Genomic DNA, 20568 nt, shown 5'->3' on the forward strand with positions numbered 1-20568 from the left:
GCCGCTCTCACCTGCCGCCTCTATGCAAATATCGAAGGACTAAGCCATGGCTCATCCAATCATTACTGATCTAGAAAATCGTTACACCGCAAAACGCTACGATCCATCAAAGCGTATACCTCAACAAGATTTAGACGTGATCTACGAGGCACTTCGCCTATCCGCGTCGTCCATTAATTCACAGCCTTGGAAATTTATCGTCATTGAAAGTGACGAAGCTAAGCAGCGTATGCACGATACGTTCGCGATTAAGCACCAATTCAACCAGCCTCATGTGAAGTCAGCTTCGCATGTCATTCTGTTTGCGCACAATCCTAAATACACCAAAGAAGATTATGCCAAAGTCGTGGACAAAGGCATCGAAGATGGTCGCACACCCAAAGAGCAGCGTGATGCCGCGTTTGGCGCATTTGCCTTTGTTGAGCTTAACACTGACGAGCATGGTGACACCTCCACATGGACAAAATCGCAAACCTATTTAGCTTTAGGTAACGCTCTACATGTCCTTGCGAGGCTTGGTATTGACTCGACAACGATGGAAGGTGTAGACAGTGAGTTGATTGGAGACATCTTTGCTGAAGAGCTTGACGGTTACGTATGTAATGTTGCTTTAGCCATTGGCTATCATCATAAAGAAGAAGACTATAATGCCAATCTACCTAAGTCTCGCCTAGACCTAGACAAGGTAGTCAAGGTTCTATAATCCTATCGAACACGCCCATAATACAAAAACGGCTAACTCAAAATGTTTAACTTAAAGAGTCAGCCGTTCTTATCTAAATTTTGTAAACCCGATTATTGCACAGTATCAGCTGCGGCAAAACGTCGATGGCTCAGATAGTTAAGAACAAGATCTGTCACCATAGGGTCGCTTCTCAAGCTATCGTGTTTAATGTCCACCGCAATAAAATCTTGCATCCCCTCCAATTGCGCTGACTCCACTGACACCAGACCGTCGTTAGAATTCTCGAACACGTGCCTTAAAATTGGGTAAGTATCTGTCCCTGCAATCACTCCAAAAGGATAATTGGGTGTTGGTAGCGAATTAGGTAAACTTTGTGGATCAGTAGTTAATGAGGCCGCCGTACCACCAGCAAGTGGCAATAACCACAGGCTAGAGAAAAAATCAGCCACATCACTGCCATGATTTGGGGTGCCCAAGAACACCACCTCCCCTAAGTGTTGGGAATAGGTCATTGCTGGTTTTTTGGCAAGATAATCTCGAATCACCAACCCTCCTAGAGAGTGGCCAACAAAGTGTATTTTGCTACCGCTGCTTTGAGACAGTTCACGATCAAACTGATAAACACACTCATCTATCTGCAAGCCGCTTTTATATAATGTGTAGTCTAGCTCCCTGCCAACAGTAGGATAATCCACCACACAAACTTGATAGCCGTGCTGTTCTACTCGCTCTGACATCTCTTCCATTGAAGACGCACTGCGAGCAAGACCGTGAACAATAATTACCTGTTGGTTCTTATGGGAGTTATAATCGCTGATCTCTTTAGGGGTTTCCGATTGACTACAACCCGTAATTAATACACCAAAAACGACAGCGAACAGGCTTTTTCTCATGGACTAAATGACTCCTATCTCTTCTATTCTTAGAATATCAAACAGGAATCAAACACTCACCAAATTTTGTTCAAAATCAAACCAATATACAGGCTAACCTATCTGGGTCATTTCATGCACAACGAAAGACTCTACAGCCCCTTCTGTCGCCGCAATATAAGCCGCCAGATGATCATTTTCCATGTGTTTACGCCATAAATCACGAGTTTCCCAATTCTCAAAGAAAAGAAAATGTGCTGAATTATCATTATCTTGATGAAGGTCGTAGTTAACACATCCTTCTTCAGCGCGCGTGGTTGCAATCAGATTTTGTAACTCCGATTTTACCAACTCTATTTTGTCTTGCTTAGCAACAATATTGGCTACTATGGTTAACTTCGTCATCCTTAAACCCTTCCCTCTATTCTGTAACTAAATGTGTCCCTTAATAAACTAAAGGCACAATAATTGGCTATGAACACTCAATTCGAAATATCAGCTCAGCTTCCCCCTAAAGAACACCGATCAACAGTGGAAAAATAGTTTTAATCTCTCGTTACGAATAACTCTACTTATTCAGCACTTCAATCAGTATAATCCCTCCCCCTTGTGGTGAGCACCGGTTAATTTATGGCCAACTCATCAGTTTACTTTCGATAATTTTTGGTCATCTCCCTTTTTTGATGACCACTTAAGCAGTTTAGAGCACGTAATGAATAATAAGAACTCTGTGGGCTTAGTTGGCTTAATCGCCATCGTATTTGGCTCAATGATCGGTAGCGGTATCTTTAGTATTCCGCAAAATATGGCGGAGCAAGCCTCTATAGGAGCGGTCTCCCTAGCCTGGCTGATCACGGGTATCGGTATGCTTCTTTTAGTGCAAACCTTTAGAGTGCTTGCCGAACAAAAGCCTAACCTTAATTCAGGTATTTTCTCATACGCGAAAGCGGGCTTTGGTGAATACATCGGCTTCCATTCTGCATGGGGCTATTGGTTAATGACCTGTATGGGCAACGTCGCCCTTGCCGTTATGATTAACGACTCTTTAGGCTTATTTTTCCCTGTACTGCTGCAACACGGTATAGAAACCGTATTCCTATGCTCAGCACTACTCTGGGGCATGAACGCCATAGCACTGCGAGGCACCGCAAGTTCATCTTTTATCAACCTGATCTCTACAGTAGGTAAGCTGATTGGTTTGATTATTATTATCGCGATCATCATGTATAGCTTTGAGCCTGCAAACCTATCCCTTGATGTATGGGGAGAAGAGCAGCAGCTAGGCTCAGTGGTCACTCAAATACAAAGTACGATGATGGTTACTCTTTGGTGTTTTGTGGGTATCGAAGGCGCAGTAGTACTATCTGGAAGGGCTAAAAAGAAATCGGACGTAGGTAAAGCTACCCTTATTGGTTTTTTAGTCGCGATTAGTATGTACAGCCTGATCTCCATATTGGCGTTTGGCATCTTACCTCAGCAGGAGTTGTCACAATTGGCAAACCCGTCTGCTGCATCTCTTTTAGAAGCCGCGATTGGTCCCTATGGACGTGTTCTAGTGAACATCTGTGTATTGGTGTCAGTATTTGGGGCCCTTGTCGCGTGGACTATGCTGGTTGCTGAGGTGCCATACGAAGCAGGTAAGGTTGGTGAGTTTCCTAGCTTTTTCAGCCGCACTAATACAAATGAAGCACCAATCAATGCACTAAATGTATCTACATTATTCATGCAACTGTGTGTGCTGTTGGTGGTGATGTTTGAGAATGTATACCTAGCGGCGATTAACATCGCATCGGTAATGGTGCTTCCTTGTTATTTGCTCAGCTGCCTATTTCTTCTGAAGATCTCGCTAAATCCTAAGTCCCTTGGCTTAGAAAAACACAACTACGGACACATTGCCTTGGCAGCAAGCGCGGCGTTGTTTTGTGCATGGCTAATAACCGCGGCAGGACTTGAGTATCAACTAATGGCGACGATTTTGTACACCATAGGTATTCCATTTTTCCGCTACACGCACGCCTCTCGAATCAAGGCTGGCGAAAAAGTCTATTCTGTAGTGGATACTTGGATTGAGCGAGCACTGATTGCGCTAGCCGCACTGTCGGTTTATCTGATGTTTACTGGTTACCTGCACGCCTAGTCATCTATAAGCATAGCCACTTGCATGCTTAGCCATTAACCAACAAATATCAACGCATAAAAAAGCCCGAGCTAATCACTTAGCTCGGGCTTTTCATATCTATATTAGATTATGCGTTATCGATAATCTGATTTAGCGTTGCGCTTGGACGCATCAACTTAGAGGCAATCGCGTCTACTGGCGAGTAGTAACCGCCTAGCTCTCCTGCAACACCTTGTGCGCCGTTAAGCTCAGCAATGATGCCCTCTTCATTTGCAGCAAGGGATTTTGCTATCGCTGCAAATTGCTCTGCTAGTTCCGCATTCTTGTTTTGGCTAGCCAATGCTTCAGCCCAGAAGCGAGCAAGGAAGTAATGACTGCCACGGTTATCAAGTTCACCCACGCGACGTGAAGGAGACTTGTTCTCGTCAAGGAATTTACCTGTCGCAGCATCTAGCGTCTCGGCTAGTACGCGTGCCTTCTCGTTACCAGTCACTTCGCTTAAGTGCTCAAGAGATGCCGCAAGTGCTAGGAACTCACCTAAAGAATCCCAACGTAGGTGGTTTTCCTTCTCAACTTGTTGAACGTGCTTCGGCGCAGAACCACCAGCACCTGTTTCAAACAAGCCGCCACCATTCATTAGAGGAACGATAGACAACATCTTAGCTGAAGTACCCAATTCTAGAATTGGGAACAAATCTGTTAGGTAATCACGCAGTACGTTACCCGTTACAGAGATAGTATCTTCGCCCTTAGCAATGCGCTCTAAGGTAAATGACGTCGCTTCTACTGGAGACAATACGCGAATATCTAGACCGTCAGTTTTGTGCTCAGGTAGGTAGGCTTCAACCTTCTTGATAAGCTCTGCATCGTGCGCGCGATTTGAATCTAACCAGAATACGGCAGGAGTATCAGAAAGGCGTGAACGGTTAACCGCCAGTTTCACCCAATCTTGGATTGGCGCATCTTTAACCTGACACATACGGAAGATGTCACCTTCTTCTACCGATTGCTCAAGCAGTACGTTCTCGTTAGCATCAACAACACAGACTTTACCTGATTGAGACAAGATAAATGTCTTATCGTGAGAGCCATACTCTTCCGCTTTTTGCGCCATCAAGCCTACGTTAGGCACGCTACCCATAGTCGTAGGGTCAAACGCACCATGTAGCTTACAGAAATCAATAACGGCTTGGTAAACACCTGCGTAGCAGCGATCTGGAATCATTGCCTTCGCATCTTTTGGCTTACCATCTGGGCCCCACATCTGACCTGAGGTACGGATCATTGCTGGCATAGAAGCATCAACGATAACGTCAGATGGAACATGAAGGTTAGTGATGCCACGGTCTGAATCTACCATCGCAAGTTCTGGACGCGTTTCATAAACCGCATTAAGAGCTGCAACAATTTCTTGTTTCTGTGCTTCAGGTAGCGATTCGATCTTAGCGTAAACATCGCCAATACCGTTGTTTACATCTACACCTAACTCGTCAAAAAGAGAACCGTATTTCTCAAAGACATCTTTGTAGTAAACCTTAACTGCATGACCAAAGATAACTGGGTCTGAAACTTTCATCATGGTCGCTTTCATATGCAGTGAAAGCAGCACATCTTGCTCTTTAGCTGATTCGATTTCTTTCTCAAAGAAAGACACCAACGCGTTCTTGTTTAAAACAGACGTATCAATGATCTCTTTGTCTTGTAGTGCAAAAGCAGACTTTAATGTGTTATTGCTACCATCATCACCACGTAGCTCAATACGAACCTCTGTCGCGCCATCGATAGTGACCGACTTTTCGCTACCGAAAAAGTCATTACCGTCCATGCTCGCGACATGCGATTTAGAATCTTTAGACCATGCACCCATTGAATGCGGGTTCTTCTTCGCGTAGTTCTTTACTGAAGCAGGAGCACGGCGATCTGAGTTACCCTCACGCAATACTGGGTTTACCGCACTACCCTTGATCTTGTCATAGATAGATTGAATCGCTTTCTCTTCGTCAGTTTTTGCTTCTTCTGGGTAATCAGGAAGATCATAGCCCTTTGCTTGTAGCTCTTTGATCGCCGCTTTTAGCTGCGGGATAGACGCTGAAATGTTTGGCAGCTTAATGATGTTCGCTTCTGGCGTTTTCGCCAACTCACCTAACTCTGATAATGCGTCACCAATACGTTGCTCTGGTTTCAAGTACTCAGCGAAGTTAGCGATAATACGACCCGCTAATGAGATGTCGCGAGTTTCGACTGCAATATCAGATGATGCAGTGAATGCTTGTACCATTGGCAAAAACGAGTATGTTGCCAGCGCTGGAGCTTCATCGGTAATGGTGTAAATAATGGTGGGCTTTTGTGCAGACATGAAATTTCCCTATCGTTATTATTTGTTCACTGGCTGTATTCAGCTCTCGTGTCAGTCGATTTTATAGCGTTCGCATCGTGCGAATCGGTACCGTACCAATCGTACTAAGTCTCTGTTCATTCATTTCTGATCACTTACTTAGTGTGACTGGTACTATGTTGTGTCTTGGGTTTTATCAATTATTGGCTTTAAATTGCCTAAAACGCCTTTAGTCATACAAGGCGATACTGTTTAACCTATCAAATAATCGGCTCTGTTAGCAATCGTGTTATGATTAACCTAACCCGTTTGCTGCGCGTATCATAAAGCAAATGTTGTTTCCTGAGAATGAACTCGTACAGTTTGTTTACAAAAATGCAAGGTAGTTAACATGTCTAGCGGCAACCGCCGACCTCAAAATAAGTCTCGAACTTCTCAACCATCTTCGAAGCCCAATAACAAATTCAGCCAAAATCGCTCTAGTTCTTCCAACAGAAGGAAGCCTTCGCGAACCGTTAAACGCGTTTCTGCCGAAGAGCGAAAAGTACTGCTGTTTAACAAACCTTTTGATGTATTAAGCCAATTTACTGACGGTGACGGCAGACAAACTCTGGCCGATTTCATCCAAGTAAAGGATGTGTACGCAGCAGGAAGGCTAGATAGAGATAGTGAAGGATTATTGTTACTGACCAATGACGGTATATTACAGGCTAAATTGACCCAACCTGATTCAAAGTCTCCTAAGACCTATTGGGTACAGGTAGAGGGAGCACCGACTGAGCAAGATCTCGATGAATTGCGTAATGGCGTAGAGCTAAAAGATGGCATGACCCTGCCAGCAAAGGTAGAAATCATGTCGGAGCCGACTGTATGGGAAAGAAATCCACCAGTGCGCTTTCGTGCGGCGATCCCGACCACCTGGCTGTCGATCACCATTATCGAAGGTCGCAATAGACAAGTGCGCCGAATGACCGCCAATATTGGCTACCCTACTCTGCGACTGATCCGCTATTCCATCGGCAAGTACAGTTTGGGCGATTTGCCTAATGGGGAGTGGAAAGAGGTTTAATGTACTGGGGTTTGCTCTGAGCTTTCTAAGATCCCGGATATTTGCTGGCGCAAATTCCGGGATGACGATGGCCTTTCCGAGCAAGGCTCAGCACTTATTGCGAATTTGGCTACTCACCTTCCATAAAGCCTAGATCCGGCAGTCGGTCTAGATGTTCTGCGTAACGCTTTTCGTTGAACTCTGCGCCGTTATTCACAACATCAAACACTTCGATTGCAACCGCACAGCCAATCATGGCGATAGCATCATCTCGGCTATTGCCGGTCATCATTAGGCGCATCAGCGTTTCTTTTACTTTCTTTGGGTTGCCTGATTCAATCTGATTTTCAACGATTTCGATCAGTTGGTCTTGAACTTCTTGTTGGTCTTGCATGGTCTTTAGCCCTATTGTGGGAGCAACGAAATGTTGGCACATAGTATGACAGAAAATGTTTACACTTTTCAGTCAATTTGAAAGTGTGATTCACCTCGCGGATCTGTCACACTGAGTTTGTTTCTGTTAGAATCTGCGACCGTGTTTATCTAGTGGTAATTTTGAATGTCTGACAACAGCCAAAAGAAAGTCATCGTCGGCATGTCCGGTGGGGTTGATTCCTCTGTCTCTGCGTACCTGCTTCAACAGCAAGGCTATCAAGTTGAAGGCCTGTTTATGAAGAACTGGGAAGAAGACGACAACGAAGAGTATTGTACAGCAGCAGAAGACCTTGCCGACGCGCAAGCGGTCTGCGACAAGCTGGGCATTCATTTGCACACGATAAACTTTGCTGCAGAATATTGGGACAACGTGTTTGAGTACTTCCTTCAAGAGTACAAAGCAGGTCGTACACCAAACCCAGATATCCTTTGTAACAAAGAAATTAAATTCAAAGCCTTCTTAGAGTTTGCCGACGAAGTTCTGGACGCTGATTACATCGCAATGGGTCATTACGTGCGCCGTACATTCCCGAGCGCAGAAGAAATTGCCGCAGGTGAGAAGCCTCGCATGCTTCGTGGTCTAGATGGCAACAAAGATCAAAGCTACTTCTTGTACACACTCAGCCACGAACAAGTTGGCCGTAGCTTATTCCCTGTGGGCGACATCGAGAAACCAGAAGTTCGCCGCATTGCTGAAGAGCAAGGCCTAATCACAGCGAAGAAAAAAGACTCAACGGGCATCTGTTTTATTGGTGAGCGCAAGTTTACAGATTTTCTTTCTCGCTATTTGCCTGCTCAGCCGGGTAAAATTGAAACCCCGGAAGGTCAAGAAATTGGCGAGCACATGGGCTTGATGTATCACACCCTTGGTCAGCGCAAAGGTCTTCACATTGGTGGCCAAAAAGGCGGCGGCGGTAACGAAGACCCATGGTACGTTGCTGAGAAAGACCTGAAGCGTAACGTATTAATTGCGGTTCAAGGTGCGGATCATCCACTGCTTAAGTCTGAAGGTTTACTTGCGTCTCAACTACACTGGGTCGACCGTAACCCGATTCGTGAGCCAATGAGTTGCACAGTAAAAACAAGATATCGCCAAACCGATATTCCATGTACCATTATTCCTGTGGACGACGAGAACATCAAAGTAATCTTCGACGAACCACAAGTTGCCGTTACCCCTGGTCAATCTGCGGTCTTCTATAAAGACGATGTATGCTTGGGTGGCGGAATCATCGAAAAACGAATCAAAGCTTAAGACAAAGGAGTTCTTACGTGGCCAATACCAATTATGACCGTACCATCGCTTTTGCTGGCATCTGCCAGGCTGTCGCTTTAGTTCAACAAGTGGCAAAAGACGGACATTGTAATTCTGCCGCGTTTGAAACCTCAGTTGCTGCAATTATCAATACCAACCCTGCCGATACTGTGAGCGTGTTTGGTAATGAGCGTGATCTAAAGGTGGGTCTTGAGTGCCTAGCGCGTGGCATCGATAGCTCAGCGACAGGCAATGAACTGACTCGCTACGTGATCAGTTTGATGGCACTTGAACGCAAGCTAAGTCAGCGTCGTGATTCTATGGCACAACTTGGCGATCGCATTCAACAAATTGAACGCCAAACTGAGCATTTTGATCTGTTTGAAGAACAAATGATCAGCAACCTTGCTAGCGTCTACCTTGATGTGGTCAGCCCAATTGGCCCTCGTATTCAAGTCACTGGCAACCCAGCAATGCTTCAGCAAACCTCGGTACAAAGCAAGGTACGTGCCCTACTCCTTTCTGGTATTCGTAGTGCTGTACTGTGGCGCCAGGTAGGTGGAAAACGTCGCCACTTGATCTTTGGCCGCAAGAAAATGATAGAGCAGGCTGAGATACTTTTAGCACGAATTTAAACATTGGCTCGCGCATTGTCGCGAGCTAATTTTTTTGCGCATAGAAAATTAACGCAATCGTTTGCGCAACACTAGTGACAATTGCCCTTGTTACTGGTATAAACCTCACAAAATTTAAGAAACTCAACTCGGGAGAACAACATGGAACTGTCAGCATTGACTGCTGTTTCACCAGTAGACGGCCGTTACGGTAGCAAAACCACTGCACTACGTAGCATCTTTAGTGAGTATGGCCTCCTAAAGTACCGTACTATCGTTGAAATCCGCTGGCTACAAAAGCTTGCAGCAACAGATGCAATCGCAGAAGTACCGGCGTTTAGCGCTGAAGCAAACCAATTTCTTGATAACGTAGCGGCTAACTTCAGTGAAGAAGACGCACAGCGTATCAAAGACATTGAGCGCACGACTAACCACGACGTAAAAGCGGTTGAGTACTTCCTAAAAGAGAAAGTTGCTGGCGTACCAGAGCTCCACGCTGTTAACGAGTTCATCCACTTTGCATGTACTTCAGAAGACATCAACAACACCTCTCACGCTCTAATGCTTAAAGAAGCGCGTGACACTGTGATTCTTCCTGAGATCAAGAACATCATTGATGCTCTTAAAGCACTTTCTGTTGAATACCGTGACATTCCACTTCTATCTCGTACACACGGCCAGCCAGCGTCTCCATCGACTATGGGTAAAGAAATGGCAAACGTGGCGTACCGTATGGAGCGTCAATACAAGCAGATCGAAAACGTTGAGATTCTAGGTAAGATCAACGGCGCTGTAGGTAACTACAATGCTCACCTATCTGCTTACCCTACTGTTGATTGGCACCAATTCTCTGAAGAGTTCATCACTGAATCTCTTGGAGTAACTTGGAACCCATACACGACTCAAATCGAGCCACACGATTACATCGCTGAGCTATTTGATGCGGTTGCACGTTTCAACACTATCTTGATCGATTTCGATCGTGATATCTGGGGTTACATCGCACTAGGTCACTTTAAGCAAAAGACCATTGCAGGCGAAATCGGTTCTTCAACCATGCCACACAAAGTTAACCCAATCGACTTTGAAAACTCTGAAGGTAACCTAGGTCTTGCTAACGCTGTATTTGGCCACCTAGCTCAGAAACTGCCTATCTCTCGCTGGCAGCGTGACCTAACTGACTCTACGGTTCTTCGTAACCTTGGTGTTGGCGTAGGCTACGCAATCATTGCTTATACTTCGACTCTAAAAGGTATTAGCAAACTAGAAGTAAACCGTGAAGCGCTACTTAAAGAGCTAGACCAAAACTGGGAAGTATTAGCAGAGCCAGTACAAACAGTAATGCGTCGCTACGGTATCGAGAAGCCATACGAGAAGCTAAAAGAGCTAACACGTGGTAAGCGCGTTGATGGCGAAGCTATGCGTAACTTCATCGACGGCCTAGAGCTTCCAGAAGACGAGAAAGCTCGCCTGAAAGAAATGACTCCAGCAAACTACATCGGTCAAGCAATTGAACTGACTGATAAGCTGTAAGCTAACAGCTAGATATTAAAAAGCCTGAATCGAAAGATTCAGGCTTTTTTTTTGCTCACCACCCTGATGGAAATCAGGGTCTTAGCACGCACATTGTACACGATAACAAACGCGTCATCCTGACGAAAGTCAGGACCTTAGAGAGTGCCCAAAGTCGAACTAATGCACCTCCCAAGGTCCTAGATAAGTTCTTCGAACTTTCTAGGATGACGGTGCGTTGTATTAGCATCGAACTCAACTTAAAAGCGAAAAATTCACGCTTGTCATGCTCGTCACCCTGATGAAAATCAGGGTCTTAGCACGCACATTGTACGCAATAACACGTACGTCATCCTGGCGAAGGCCAGGACCTTAGAGAGTGCCCATGTCAAACAAAGGCACCTCCTAAGGTCCTAGATAAGTTCTTCTAACTTTCTAGGATGACGACGGTGCGTTGTATTAGCACCGCACTCAAACTAAAAGCGAAAGATTCACGCTTTTCATGCTCGTCACCCTGATGAAAATCAGGGTCTTAGCACGCACATTGCACACAACAACAAACGCGTCATCCTGACGAAAGTCAGGACCTTAGAGAGTGCCAATATCAAACTAAAGCACCCCCCAAGGTCCTAGATAAGTTCTTCGAACTTTCTACGATGACGGTGCGTTGTATTAACCTAGAACTCACGCAACTTACGTTGGCTCTGCCCTACATCGCGCTCTTAAACATTTCTAGGTATTTCTCTGCAGCCACGTTCCAGCCGAAGTCTTGCTTCATAGCGCGCAACTGTACTTCTGCGAACTCTGCTGGCTGTTGAAGGTATAGGATCAACGCGCGTTGCATGCATACCAAAAGCTCATCTGGGATTGGATCGTGGAATGAGAAGCCAGTACCCACACTTGGGTCAGTATCGTAATCATTCACGGTATCCTTCAGGCCACCTACATCACGAACTATAGGCAGTGTGCCGTAAGCCATAGAGTAAAGTTGGTTCAGGCCACATGCTTCAAATTCTGAAGGCATTAGGAAGAAATCTGAGCCAGCTTCAACAAGGTGAGCTAGACGGTTGTCGTAAGCTTCTACAAAGGCAAACTTATCGCCGTATTGCTCTGATACTTCACGCAGTTGCGCAGCAATATCAGGATCACCAGTACCGATGATCACAAGTTGTACATCGTTCTTCAAGAAGCGATCTAGGATAGGCAGAATGTAGTGGAAGCCTTTTTGATGAGTCAGACGACACACCATGCCAAACATAGGTAGTTTAGCCACTGGAAGATTAAACTCTTGCTGAAGCGCTGTTTTATTCGCCGCTTTACCTGCTTTAAAGCTTGCCTTAGTTGGCTTGAATTTTTTAACTAGGTATTTATCAGTCGCAGGATCCCATTCGCTGTAGTCACAGCCATTTACGATACCTGAGAAATCTGCAGAGCGAGACACGAAGTCGTTTACTAAGCCGTGTGAACCAAGTGGGGTCTTGAGTTCTTCAGCGTAGTTAGGGCTTACCGCATTTAGCTTATCAGCGTATTGGATACCAGCACGTAGCATACTAATGCAGTCATGGCCGTAGTTCACTGTGCTTGCTTCAACCTCAGTTAGCTCAGGAATGATGCTTACTTCGTTGTATGGGTAGATACCCTTAAACAGCGCATTATGAATAGTCAATGCACTCTTAATGTCTTTATAGAAGTCATTCTTAGCAAAACGCGTCTTTAACAAGAAAGGCACTAACCCAGTGTGCCAATCATTTGCATGAACAACGTCAGGCTTGAAGTTTAACTTAGGTAGAGCATCAAGGCTTGCTGCTGCGAAGAACGCAAAGCGCTCGCCGTTATCTGCGTACGCTTGGTTGCGCTCAGCATAAAGCTCAGGGCGATCAAAGTATTGCGCACATTCGAATGCATAAACGGGTACACCATCAAGCTCTAACTTGCGAACTTGATATGGAGTGTGAGGGTGATGATCTAAAGTCGTAGACAGAACCACTGGGCTCTGTTCAAAATTAGGCAGTTTTGTATAGCCAGGAATAGCAATGGCGATATTAGTGCCAAGGTTTTGTAGCGCCTTAGGTAACGCTTTACCAACGTCAGCCAAGCCTCCGCTTTTTACTAATCCTTCAGCTTCGGAAACTGTAAACCAAACTTTTAATTGTGACATTTTTGGGGAAATCCTGTTTTTCGTTAGAGCTGTTGACAGCTTCTGGTTATGGTTGATTTGACTCGCGTCATTTCTAGGCGATATTAACATAAAAACCAAACGATTGCGCTAGTACCACCGCGCTATGACACCTCGCTATTGCAGAGTACAAACGACTCTAACTTACGACTCATGTTCCATCTATAACGCTTTGAAATACTTACCCCAACAACGAGGTAAAAAAAGATAAAACCGTGATTTACATAGCTAGACAATGAGATTTAGATACAAAAATGCCCAGCACTATGGCTGGGCATTGATTAATTTGTTTTAACTAGATATTACCAGTAGAAACGTGCACCGATACCGAAGTTATTGAAGGCATCATTAGTTTGACCTGGAGCTACGGTAGTATCATCACCACTTGTGTAACCTAAAGTTGTACCGTCTAGGTATGCATACTCTGCATATACACGTGCCCAAGAATTAAATTTGTGCTCAACACCTAGGTAAATTACTGTTCCGTCTTCATCTAGGTTTGTATTTTTAACTTCTTGCATTGTATATTCGTAACCACCGTAAAGAGCAGTCTTCTCGGTCATTTGGAAAATACCAGCTAAAGAAAGACCATTCTCGTCAATCTTAGTATTTGTTGCACCTTCGTCTGCGAGTTCAGCCCAGTAGTAAGTAAAGCCAATTAGATGATCGCCAATACCATACTCTGCGGTAAACTCTGCGTATGTATTAGATAGCTCTGATGCGAAATCCTGAGTGTAACCACCACCAGCATGTAACGCCAGATCACCAAATGAAGTACCTACGAAAGCATCATAAACTTCTTGTTCAGATTCGTCTTCATCAAGTCCCCAAGTTGCTTTTACCCAGAAGTTCTCACCATCAAAAGTATATTTGATAGCAGAATCATGACGGCCACCGTTCAAGGTTTCGCCACGAAGAGCAGAACCACCATAGAAATATGAGTAATCAGCACCCCAAACATCATCAGTAGCTAGCCATTGTTTACCAAATGTTACTGTACCGAAATCACTTTGGAAACCAATGTAGTGAAGACGAGTATCTACGCTGTCTTTGATGCCAACGCCAAGCTCAACTAAACCAATTACATCGACAGTATCAGTAATTCCATAAGCGCCTTTGATACCGGTACGAGAAGAACCAGAATTCAATGTTGCTGTATGCGCCTTAGGATCTCCAGCTTCTTCATTGCTATCATTAAACTCAAGCTGTGTACGTAGTTGACCATAAAAGTCAATGCTACCATCTTCAGTTTTATAGATTTCCGTTGCGTTTACAGAAGTTGCAGCTACAGATGCTACTGCTAGCGCTAATAGTGTTTTTTTCATGTTAATTTACGTCCTTTTCTTTTAACTCGAACCCTATGGCGATTCTTAAAATATATTTATTTTTATAATCATCAGGCGAAAATGCTTCTGCATCTACGTTCTCCTGAAGTTGCTGATACATTACAATTTTTCTAAACCAGTGTCAAACACCCTAAAAAACACAAAACAAAATATAAAAAACAAGCAAAAACAACAAGTTAAAGGAGTTCAAATGCGTAGCTCACACTTTTTACAGCCAATTCACCGCTACTTAACAATTTTGCAAAGTGATAATTATGCAGAGTTAACCACTATTTTTAACTGAGGATTTAGAATTTAATTTATTGACATAATAAAATCTAAAAGCACTTTTAAAATTATTCACCAAACGGGCGCGACAATGGATTCATTGAGAAGTTTCAGTAGCTTAAGTTTGCTAATGACATTTATGAGAAGTCGATCACGAAAAATATTAGATAAATATCATTTTGAGGGGAACTCTTTGTGCTTTAGAGGTGTGTTATCATGGCTAAAGCATCTAACTGTCTGAAAAGAAATGAATAGAAAAATCCAAGAAGCGATCCGCCACAGCTATAAAAACCTGCATCATCAGCTGGACAACTTTATTCCTCGTCGCGCCCAAAATTACCTTGTTGCCGAGATTACCAAGACTCTATGTGGGGATTATCATAAGTCGAATCGCTTAATAGTGGCTGAAGCTGGAACCGGCATTGGTAAGTCATTAGCCTATTTGATGGCCGCTATTCCCGTTGCAAAGTTTAATAGTCGAAAGGTTGTGATCTCGACAGCGACGGTCGCTCTTCAAGAGCAGCTAATCAATAAAGACCTGCCACTGTATCGTCGACTAGTGGATTTTGAATTCTCTTTTATATTAGCTAAGGGAAGACAGCGCTATTGCTGTGCAGAAAAACTCGCCGCAGCTTCAGGTGCTGATGACACCCAGATTGCCATGTTCGAAACCAAACCAAACAAATCGGATATCGATTTATTGGAAAGAATGTACAAAGCCCTGTCCGAAAACAAATGGGATGGCGACAGAGACTCGTGGCCTAAGCCAATCAAAGATGAAGTGTGGCAAAGCATTGTCAGTGACAAACACAGTTGCAATAATGGGCTCCCTGCACATAGGGACTGCCCCTTTCAAAAAGCACGCTCTGAGCTAGATAAAGCGGATGTGGTAATTGCTAACCATAGCTTGGTCATGGCCGATTTAGACTTAGGTGGAGGTGTGATTCTTTCAGAGCCAGAAAATACTATCTATGTGTTTGATGAAGCCCATCACCTTCCCAAGGTGGCTCGAGACCACTCGTCGGCTTCCGCTAGCTTAAAAGGTGCGGCGGCATGGTTAGAAACACTGAATAAAAGTAGCAGCAAGATATCGTCTCTTGGTGATGCTAAAAGAGTGGATCGCTTTCTTACTGAATTGCAAAACTCTATCAGCGAAATCATTCCAAGCCTTAACAACGTTGCACGTCAGCTAGACCCTGCTGGTTTTAAAGAAAATAGACTTAGATTTGAGCACGGCGAACTGCCCCATTGGCTAGTAGAGCAGAGCAAAGAGCTAAAAACCGTTTGCAACAAAGCGGCTCAAGCGCTGGCTAAAATCACTGACCTGATAAGTGAGCGTGTGAAAGACGGCGAGGTATCCCCTCGGTTGGCGGAGCCTGCACTTGCTGAAGCAGGGTTCTTTTTACAGCGCTTAGAGAATCTCGCCAAAGTTTGGCAGTTAATGGCTGAACCATCACGCGATAAAGGCGCTCCCCTTGCCCGCTGGATTGAAACGAATCCAGAGCGAGAGCTCGATTTCATTGTCAGCGTTTCTCCACTTGAGGTTGGTTGGTCTCTAGATCAGAAACTTTGGAGCAAGTGTGTTGGCGCAGTATTAACCTCTGCCACCCTAAGAGCGCTCAACTCTTTCCAGTTTTTCTGCCAACAAAGTGGTGTCAGTTATGATAAAGAAGAAGGAACGCAGTTTTTAGCACTAGCCTCCCCTTTCGACTATCAGAACAATGCCGAGTTGATTGTGCCTAAAGCAAAATATGAGCCTCAAGCACCACAATTTACCGACTATTTGAGTGAGGAGCTGATCAATTGGCTGGCCCCAGACAAGGCAAATCTGGTGTTGTTTGCCTCATACTGGCAGATGAACCAAGTGGCTGACGCCATGCAAAAAGAGCTGACCAAAAAAGGGTGGCAACTACAGGTTCAAGGGGATAGTTCGAGAATTGAAATCATAAAAAATCATAAAGCAGCCATAAAGAAAGGCAAAACCAGTATTTTGTTTGGTACAGGAAGCTTTTCAGAGGGTCTAGATTTACCAGGAGAGTTGCTAGAGAACCTAGTAATTACCAAGATCCCCTTTGCTGTGCCAACCTCTCCTGTAGAAGAAGCGCATGCTGAATACATAGAAAGCCGTGGCGGCAATCCATTCATGCAAATTGCGGTGCCCGAAGCGAGTAAAAAGCTGATTCAATCTGTAGGGAGATTACTGCGCAAAGAGCAAGATTCTGGTAGAGTAATCATCTTCGACCGCCGTATCGTAACCAAACGTTACGGCAAGGCATTATTAGACTCTTTACCACCCTTTAAACGTCGCATCGATTAGGACTGATTCATTACTCAATGGAATACATAGAACCAAGTATGCTGCTTATTTTGGCGCTCGTCGCCTTTATAGCAGGCTTTATTGATGCGGTTGCTGGCGGGGGTGGGATGCTTACCGTCCCAGCTTTGCTTTCTATTGGCTTACCTCCTCACATCGCTTTGGGTACCAACAAGCTAGCAGCCTCGTTTGCCTCTTCAACAGCGGCCTTTACCTATTACAAGAAAAAACTGTTTAAGCCTAGATTATGGCTACCTACGTTTATTGCTACTTTGGTTGGCGCAACCTGTGGCACCTTGTTTGTGGATTCTATCTCTACAGAATGGTTAGAAAAGGTGCTGCCACTGGTCATCTTAGCGGCAGCCCTTTATACCATCATCCACAAAACGCCCGATGCAAATAAGAATCTAATGCCCGAACCGGGCAGAAAGCACAATATAACTCAAGTCACACAAGGCTTTAGTTTGGGTTTCTATGACGGTGTCGCGGGACCTGGCACTGGCGCATTTTGGACCGTAAGCAGTATGGCGCTTTATCGTCTTAATATACTGCTAGCATCAGGTCTTGCGAAGGCAATGAACTTCACCAGTAATTTCACCTCATTAATCACCTTTGCCATTTTAGGACATATCGATTGGCTATTAGGTCTGACTATGGGTTTCTGCCTAATGCTTGGGGCTTATTTTGGCGCGCATTCTGCGATTCGATTTGGCGCTAAGTTTATCCGCCCGGTATTTGTTACTGTCGTCACTATCCTAGCTGCTAAGCTTGCTTATGACGCTTGGTTTGTCACTCTTTAAGGGATTTTGATGAGTCAATTCGCACAACTAAAAGAAAAGCTCGCGCAAATGGCGCACAGTGCAGAACAGCTGGATAAACAGCGTGGTGAACATCACCTACCCTTGTTTGATAGCAGTTTGTTTAACTGCCGCGCCAAAATATTACTGCCTTGTGTAAAAGAAGCCACCAATACCTACGAAGCCATAAGTCGCGAAAAACAACACGGCCTGCTGACGGCAGAACGTGCCGAGTATTTATCCGAACGATTATTAGCACAGATAAGTGCTATCACTCGCGAGCTCTCTACCGCGTATTTTCGTAAGGATGAGCCTAAGCACAAGAGCTATTATCGCAAGCCTATCAACGCTATCTATCAAGACCTTGCGAAACACAAGGAATGGGAACGCCAACTCATGGAGATGGTGATTGATAGACAACGTGCCTTAGACACGGCGGTGGGTTTTAATCAAAGCCAAGCTCAAAGAGCCTTGATCACCGCAGAGCAGCGTTTGCAACGTTGCAAAGACGCCATTATCAAGATAGAAAAACAGATAACCTTTAGGGAGCAACATCAATAATGAGTGAGCCTAAATCGCCATTAGATAATGCACCAGACGATATAAAGCTGGCTGTCGATCTTATCTACCTCTTCGAATCCAATGAGGTTGATATCGACACCGCCCTCTCTGCCCTTGAGATCGTCAAGAGCGATCTGATCAGTAAAAAACAGCAGCAAGACTAGGGTCTGTCTACCCGACTCTGCTCAATCAACGGAATTGAATAATGAAAGTAATTAGTTTCAACATCAATGGGCTTCGTGCTCGCCTTCATCAACTGCAAGCCATCATAGATAAACATCAACCAGACGTTATCGGTCTACAAGAAATCAAGGTGCACGACGAAGCCTTTCCTATCGAAGATGTCGAGGCGATGGGATACAAGGTCTATCATCATGGTCAAAAAGCACATTATGGGGTGGCGATGCTTTGTAAGAAAGAGCCTATCTCAGTGCAAAAAGGTTTTCCTACCGACAATGACGATCATCAAAAGCGCATGATCATGGTGACAGTAGAAGATGAGCAAGGCCAGCCAGTGACAATCCTCAATGGCTACTTCCCACAAGGTGACAATATCTCCCATGAGACTAAGTTTCCTTATAAGGAGCAGTTCTACAAGGATCTAATGACCTACCTAAATGATCATCACAACAATGATGAGCAGCTAGTCGTGATGGGTGATATCAATATCAGCCCTATTGATGCGGATATTGGTATTGGCGAACCCAACCGTAAGCGCTGGCTTAAGACGGGTAAATGCTCATTCCAGCCAATCGAGCGCGAATGGCTAAAAACATTAATGGATTGGGGCTTAGAAGATACATTCCGCAAGCTTCAGCCAGAAGTTAACGATCGTTTTTCTTGGTTCGACTACCGCTCTAAGGGCTTCCCAGACAATCGCGGCTTACGTATCGATGTGATATTGGCTACGCCTTCTCTTGCGAATAAGTGTGTCGAGTCAGAGGTTGATTATGAATTACGTGGCATCGAAAAGCCCTCTGATCACGCGCCTATTTGGGCAAGGTTTAAATAACCACAAACGAACAGAGCACTAAAACAAAAGGTAGCCCCATAAGGCTACCTTTTTTATTTTATGCTTTTCTTAAGTCACGAGCTGGATAAGTCAGCGTCATTCCATCCACAGAAACATGAACATAGTAACCACCCGCACTTAAACCTGTTACCACCATTTGGCCTAGATCGATGCCTTTACTTGCTACAACCACATCTTCAATATTGAACATTTTTATACCCAATTGATAATTGATACCAATCGTACTAAATCGTTGGTCATCCTAGCTTGTTAAAATACTCTATGACTGGGTTAGGGTTTTTGATTGTAGAATAACTACTTATCGAAAAATCCTGCCTTGTCCTAGAGCATTTTTCCTACGCTATTCCTGCTCACTTACTTAGTGTGATTGGTATAAAACCGAACGGGCGCTATTAAATCAGAAAGCAAAAAAAGCAACTAATCTGGTTATTTATCGTAAGGGTGAAGATTTTTTATCAAGGTTCAAAACGAAAAAAGCCGACACAAAAGCCGGCTTCATTTAAGTGGTACGCTTATTTCGACTCTAGAGGTCTTAGATAAGCTAAGAATCGTTTCTCAGCATGCTTGAACACAAACAAGATGATGAAGGTCAAGCTCATATAGAATAGGCCTGCCGTCAAAAATGATTCAAACGGTGCGTAATAACGAGAGTTTACTAAGCGCGCTGCACCGGTAAGATCGAGTATTGTCACAATACCCGCAACCGCTGAGCCATGAAGCATAAAGATCACTTCGTTACTGTACGCAGGCAGAGCACGGCGTAGTGCACTTGGCAGTACGATACGGCGATAGGTAGCAAATGGACTCATACCATACGCTTTTGCCGCTTCAACTTCGCCCTTAGGTAAACCATTAATTGCGCCACGAATAATTTCAGATGTGTACGCTGAGGTATTGAGGATAAAGGCAACTAACGCACAGAACCACGCGTTCTCCCACATGGTATCTTTTACTGGGTAGAACTGATCCATACCGTAGTAGATAAGATACAGCTGCACCAATAAAGGAGTGCCTCGGAAGAAATAAATAAATGCCCAAGTAGGCCCCACTAGCAACCAGTTGTTGCTATTGCGGGCAATCGCTAAAGGTATCGCAATACACAAACCAATAATGAGCGCTAAACCTACCAGCCATACCGTGGTATATAAACCTTCTAAATACACATCGAAGCTGTCGAGGATAATTGAAAAATCCATGTC

The 20568-nt window shown here is 44.5% G+C and carries 19 protein-coding genes; 11 read left to right on the top strand and 8 right to left on the bottom strand.

Annotation, left to right across the window (positions count from 1 at the left end):
• Positions 1 to 46: 46 nt before the first annotated feature.
• On the top strand, positions 47 to 703 hold the full coding sequence (locus tag OCU46_RS08525; RefSeq protein WP_141268389.1) for an NAD(P)H-dependent oxidoreductase: 657 nt from the start codon (positions 47 to 49) through the stop codon (positions 701 to 703).
• Between the two features lie 92 nt (positions 704 to 795).
• On the opposite strand, the gene OCU46_RS08530 is transcribed toward OCU46_RS08525, so the two are convergent.
• Both OCU46_RS08530 and OCU46_RS08535 read right to left on the bottom strand, forming a co-directional pair.
• Positions 796 to 1578: an esterase/lipase family protein gene (locus OCU46_RS08530; protein WP_141268392.1), complete on the bottom strand. Its 783-nt coding sequence runs from the start codon at positions 1576 to 1578 to the stop codon at positions 796 to 798.
• A 93-nt stretch (positions 1579 to 1671) separates the two neighbouring features.
• A complete protein-coding gene (locus OCU46_RS08535; RefSeq protein ID WP_141268394.1) occupies positions 1672 to 1962 on the bottom strand; it encodes a putative quinol monooxygenase in 291 nt (96 codons plus the stop codon).
• Positions 1963 to 2269: 307 nt separating this feature from the next.
• On the opposite strand from OCU46_RS08535, the gene OCU46_RS08540 reads away from it, so the two are divergent.
• On the top strand, positions 2270 to 3694 hold the full coding sequence (locus OCU46_RS08540; protein ID WP_141268396.1) for a basic amino acid/polyamine antiporter: 1425 nt from the start codon (positions 2270 to 2272) through the stop codon (positions 3692 to 3694).
• A gap of 109 nt (positions 3695 to 3803) precedes the next feature.
• On the opposite strand, the gene OCU46_RS08545 is transcribed toward OCU46_RS08540, so the two are convergent.
• Positions 3804 to 6032 carry an NADP-dependent isocitrate dehydrogenase gene (locus OCU46_RS08545; RefSeq protein ID WP_141268398.1) on the bottom strand — a complete coding sequence of 743 codons (2229 nt, stop codon included), beginning with the start codon at positions 6030 to 6032 and terminating at the stop codon, positions 3804 to 3806.
• A 370-nt stretch (positions 6033 to 6402) separates the two neighbouring features.
• Between OCU46_RS08545 and OCU46_RS08550 the strand changes: the two genes are divergently transcribed.
• On the top strand, positions 6403 to 7080 hold the full coding sequence (locus OCU46_RS08550; RefSeq protein ID WP_141268400.1) for a pseudouridine synthase: 678 nt from the start codon (positions 6403 to 6405) through the stop codon (positions 7078 to 7080).
• 109 nt (positions 7081 to 7189) lie between these two features.
• On the opposite strand, the gene OCU46_RS08555 is transcribed toward OCU46_RS08550, so the two are convergent.
• Complete coding sequence (locus tag OCU46_RS08555) at positions 7190 to 7453, bottom strand: hypothetical protein (protein WP_017030351.1); 264 nt, start codon at positions 7451 to 7453, stop codon at positions 7190 to 7192.
• Positions 7454 to 7618: 165 nt separating this feature from the next.
• On the opposite strand from OCU46_RS08555, the gene mnmA reads away from it, so the two are divergent.
• From mnmA to purB, 3 genes are all read left to right on the top strand, one after another.
• Positions 7619 to 8749 (top strand): tRNA 2-thiouridine(34) synthase MnmA, encoded by a 1131-nt coding sequence (gene mnmA, locus OCU46_RS08560; RefSeq protein ID WP_141268402.1) that lies wholly within the window; start codon positions 7619 to 7621, stop codon positions 8747 to 8749.
• 17 nt (positions 8750 to 8766) lie between these two features.
• Positions 8767 to 9384 carry a high frequency lysogenization protein HflD gene (hflD, locus tag OCU46_RS08565; protein ID WP_102360223.1) on the top strand — a complete coding sequence of 206 codons (618 nt, stop codon included), beginning with the start codon at positions 8767 to 8769 and terminating at the stop codon, positions 9382 to 9384.
• Positions 9385 to 9525: 141 nt separating this feature from the next.
• Complete coding sequence (gene purB / locus OCU46_RS08570) at positions 9526 to 10896, top strand: adenylosuccinate lyase (RefSeq protein WP_141268404.1); 1371 nt, start codon at positions 9526 to 9528, stop codon at positions 10894 to 10896.
• A 688-nt stretch (positions 10897 to 11584) separates the two neighbouring features.
• On the opposite strand, the gene glgA is transcribed toward purB, so the two are convergent.
• Both glgA and OCU46_RS08580 read right to left on the bottom strand, forming a co-directional pair.
• Positions 11585 to 13033, bottom strand: coding sequence for a glycogen synthase GlgA (gene glgA, locus OCU46_RS08575; protein ID WP_141268406.1), 1449 nt, complete (start codon positions 13031 to 13033; stop codon positions 11585 to 11587).
• 320 nt (positions 13034 to 13353) lie between these two features.
• A complete protein-coding gene (locus tag OCU46_RS08580) occupies positions 13354 to 14376 on the bottom strand; it encodes a porin (protein WP_141268408.1) in 1023 nt (340 codons plus the stop codon).
• 535 nt (positions 14377 to 14911) lie between these two features.
• On the opposite strand from OCU46_RS08580, the gene dinG reads away from it, so the two are divergent.
• The 5 genes from dinG to xthA are packed head-to-tail and all read left to right on the top strand — an operon-like array spanning position 14912 to position 19348.
• A complete protein-coding gene (dinG, locus tag OCU46_RS08585; RefSeq protein ID WP_141268410.1) occupies positions 14912 to 16981 on the top strand; it encodes an ATP-dependent DNA helicase DinG in 2070 nt (689 codons plus the stop codon).
• 17 nt (positions 16982 to 16998) lie between these two features.
• Positions 16999 to 17778, top strand: coding sequence for a sulfite exporter TauE/SafE family protein (locus OCU46_RS08590; protein ID WP_141268412.1), 780 nt, complete (start codon positions 16999 to 17001; stop codon positions 17776 to 17778).
• A gap of 9 nt (positions 17779 to 17787) precedes the next feature.
• On the top strand, positions 17788 to 18336 hold the full coding sequence (locus tag OCU46_RS08595) for a primosomal replication protein (RefSeq protein ID WP_141268414.1): 549 nt from the start codon (positions 17788 to 17790) through the stop codon (positions 18334 to 18336).
• Positions 18336 to 18500: a pleiotropic regulatory protein RsmS gene (gene rsmS, locus OCU46_RS08600; protein WP_017030361.1), complete on the top strand. Its 165-nt coding sequence runs from the start codon at positions 18336 to 18338 to the stop codon at positions 18498 to 18500. Before OCU46_RS08595 ends, rsmS begins: the two co-directional genes overlap by 1 nt.
• Positions 18501 to 18541: 41 nt before the next feature.
• Entirely contained in the window at positions 18542 to 19348 is an 807-nt protein-coding gene (gene xthA, locus OCU46_RS08605) for an exodeoxyribonuclease III (protein WP_141268416.1), read from the top strand.
• A 58-nt stretch (positions 19349 to 19406) separates the two neighbouring features.
• Here the strand turns inward: xthA and OCU46_RS08610 are convergent, their stop codons facing one another.
• Positions 19407 to 19559 (bottom strand): hypothetical protein, encoded by a 153-nt coding sequence (locus OCU46_RS08610; protein WP_167495316.1) that lies wholly within the window; start codon positions 19557 to 19559, stop codon positions 19407 to 19409.
• Positions 19560 to 19881: 322 nt separating this feature from the next.
• Positions 19882 to 20565, bottom strand: coding sequence for an ABC transporter permease (locus OCU46_RS08615; RefSeq protein WP_141268418.1), 684 nt, complete (start codon positions 20563 to 20565; stop codon positions 19882 to 19884).
• Positions 20566 to 20568 lie beyond the last annotated feature (3 nt).

The organism is Vibrio comitans, from assembly GCA_024346835.1.
Classification (GTDB): Bacteria; Pseudomonadota; Gammaproteobacteria; order Enterobacterales; family Vibrionaceae; genus Vibrio; species Vibrio comitans.